The following is a 2,742-nucleotide window of genomic DNA, read 5'->3' as shown; positions in this document are numbered from 1 at the left end:
CACCATCTCGGGCGGCCAGTACAAGCGCGCGGTGGCGACCGGCGCCCCCGGCTGCAGCGGGAAGGTCACCAGGGAGATCTCCCAGAGATCCACCGCGTGCAGTTGCCGAAAGCCGCCGCGCGGGCGCGCCTCCAGGGTGCGGAAGCCGATCGACAGACCGTCGAGGGCGCCGTCCCGCATCAGCGCGTCGATCTCGCGCGCCCGCTGCACCGCGAGGTTGAGGCGACCCTCGACGCGCAGGCCGCGCCCATCCTCGGCGAGCGCCTGCCAGCGCCCGATCGGCTCGGCGGGATCGTGCTGCCACAGCATCCGCACGCCGGCGGCGCCGCGCTGCCGCAGGCTCGCGGCGAAGGCCCCCGCCTGCACGATGTCGCGCCCGAGGTCGGGCACGCCGAACAGGCTGGCATAGCCGGTGAAGTGGCCGTCCATGGCGGTCTCCCGTGGCGGGCAGGGAAAGATCGGGCTGCGCCGGAGCCTCAGGCCCCGGGCTCCGGGGCTTCGGGCGGGTAGCCCACCGCCGCGCGCTTCTCGGCCTTCGTCAGGAAGTCGGCCGCCTGCACCCGACGCCACAGCGACTCGCGCTCGCTGGCCAGCGCCTCGATCGCGTCGAGATCCGGCTCGAGGCGGACGTCGCCGAAGGCCGGCGCGAGCCAGTGCGCGAGCGCCTCCGCCGTGCGGCGGGCGAGCGGCACCAGGGTCTGGCGGTAGAAGGCGCGGTTGGCCTCGGCGTAGTTGGCGTGGGTGTTGTCGCCCGGAAGCCCGAGGAGCAGCGGCGGCACGCCGAAGGCCAGGGCGATCTCGCGCGCGGCCGCGGCCTTCGCCTCGACGAAGTCCATCTCCTTGGGCGACAGCGCCAGCGGCTTCCAGTCGAGCCCGCCTTCGAGCAGCAGCGGCCGCCCGGCATTGCCGGCGCCCTGGTAGTTCGCCTCCAGCTCGGCTTTCAGCCGCACGAACTGCGCCTCGCTCAAGCTCGCCCCGGCACCGGCGAAGACCAGCGCGCCGGAGGGGCGCGCCGCGTTGTCGAGCAGCGCCTTGTTCCAGGCCCCGGCCGCGTTGTGGATGTCGAGGGAGATCGCGGCCGCCTCCATCGGCGACAGGCCGTAATGGTCGTCGGTGGGGTGGAACAGGGCGAGATGCAGGATCGGCGGCACGGCGCCGGACTCGTCGTAGGCGACGCGGCGGCCGCCGACCTCGTAGACGTAGCCGGCCGGCCAGCCGTCGGGCCCCGGCACCACCCGCATCCGGTCGGGGCGCAGCGCGAACAGGGCGCGCGGGATCCCGTCGAGCGACACCGCCTCGAGATAGGCGTTCCCGGACACCATCAGGTGCCCGTACAGGGTCTCCAGCAGGCGGGTGCTGCCCTCGCGCGGGTTCGGCCGCGCCAGCAGCGCGGCGATCGGGTGGTCGGCCGCCTCCGCGCCGGTGACGACCAGCGGGATCGACGCGGCGCCCTCGGCGACGAGCCGCACGGCGCGGTGGACCACGGCGTTGCGCTGGTAGCCCTCGCGGGCGAGCGCGGTGCCGTCGCGCGCGGTCCAGACGGCGCGGGCGTCCCCGTAGAGGGCGACGCTCGGCCCGGAGAGCGGGGCCGCCTTCACGGCCGGCACGTAGCCGGCGGCCCGCGCCAGCCTCGTCAGCAGGGTCGGCATCGGGCGCCTCCTCGAGATGCGTGTTGTCCGACGCCTCATGGGTCGAAACCCATGAGGCCCGGCGGATGGCCGCCGCCCCGCAGTCGCGTGGGCCGGCATCAGAAGCTGCGGATGCGCGGCTCAGCGCGGGGCGCGAGCAGCAGGTGCGTCACCGCCCAGACCAGGGCGTCGAGGCGGTCGGGCGAGGCGCCGGACGAGAGCCCGTCCGCCCCGAAATCGCACAGCTCGTCCTCGAGCGCCGGCAGCGCCCCGACGTGGCGGACGCGCGCTTGCGCGTAGAGCAGCGAGACCGGCTCGGCCCGCAGGTATTTTCCCCGTGTGGCGCGCACCGGGGTCACCGGCACCGCCGGATCGCACTGGGCGAGCACGGCGGTGGCCATCTCGCCGCCCTGGTTGACCTCGACCACGAGCCCGTCGGCGCCGAGGCGGTGGTAGAGCGCGAGCGCGGCGTTGGCCCAGGCCTGCGGGCTGGCGCGCGCCACCGTCGCGTCGGCGAGCACGTAGGCGGTCTCGCCCAACGCCCCGACCGCGACGATCCCGCAGGCATCGGCCGAGCGGCCTGAGCTCGCCGGCGGGTCGACCGCGACGACGATGCGGGACAGATCGGGTGCCGCGGCGACGCGGGCCGCCTCGATCGTCTCGCGCGTCCACAGGGCGTCGGCCCGGTCGTCGATCAGCTCGCCGTCGAGCTCCTGCCGCCCGAGGCGGGTGCCGGCGTAGCGCCCGACCACCGCCTCCAGGAAGGCGGGGGCGAGGTTTCGGGCGTTGTCGGCGGTGCGGGCCTTCGTGACCACGCAGCGCGGGTCGGCGATCAGCCGGCGGATCAGCGGGATCGGCCGCGGCGTGGTGGTGACGAGGTTGCGCGGGCGGGCGCCCAGCCGCAGCCCGAATTGCAGCATGTCGAAGGCGGCATCCGGCCGGCGCCACTTGGCGATCTCGTCCGACCACGCCGCGCCGAATTGTGGGCCGCGCAGGGAATCCGGCTCCTCGGCCGAGAACGCCGACGCCACCGCCCACAACGCCCGAAACCTCGCCCCCGCCTTCCTGGAGGCGGTGGTCGGGCGCTACGCCGGCACCCGCCTCGGGCGGCAGG

Annotated in this window: 3 protein-coding genes and 1 pseudogene; 1 reads left to right on the top strand and 3 read right to left on the bottom strand. The window is 75.3% G+C overall.

All coding sequences use genetic code 11. The features are described from left to right. From FV223_RS24560 to FV223_RS24550, 3 genes are all read right to left on the bottom strand, one after another. Positions 1-429, bottom strand: a 429-nt coding sequence (locus tag FV223_RS24560; protein WP_147729416.1) for an HK97 family phage prohead protease, incomplete at its 3' end; no start/stop codon positions are given. A gap of 47 nt (positions 430-476) precedes the next feature. Further along, complete coding sequence (locus FV223_RS24555; protein WP_147729415.1) at positions 477-1,649, bottom strand: phage portal protein; 1,173 nt, start codon at positions 1,647-1,649, stop codon at positions 477-479. A gap of 98 nt (positions 1,650-1,747) precedes the next feature. Continuing rightward, entirely contained in the window at positions 1,748-2,623 is an 876-nt protein-coding gene (locus FV223_RS24550) for a terminase family protein (RefSeq protein ID WP_246689792.1), read from the bottom strand. Between FV223_RS24550 and FV223_RS32070 the strand changes: the two are divergent. Continuing rightward, positions 2,547-2,742: pseudogene (locus tag FV223_RS32070) on the top strand (hypothetical protein); the annotation flags it as partial. The gene FV223_RS24550 and the pseudogene FV223_RS32070 sit on opposite strands and share 77 nt — an antisense overlap.

It is taken from the genome of Methylobacterium sp. WL116 (assembly GCF_008039455.1).
Classification (GTDB): domain Bacteria; phylum Pseudomonadota; class Alphaproteobacteria; order Rhizobiales; family Beijerinckiaceae; genus Methylobacterium.
Note: the sequence above shows the minus strand (reverse complement) of the source record. Positions and strands in the feature narration are given on the sequence as shown.

Coding starts and splice junctions, on each gene's coding strand:
- FV223_RS24555 (WP_147729415.1), bottom strand. CDS start 1,649: ATGCCGACCCTGCTGACGAGGCTGGCGCGGGCCGCCGGCTACGTGCCG.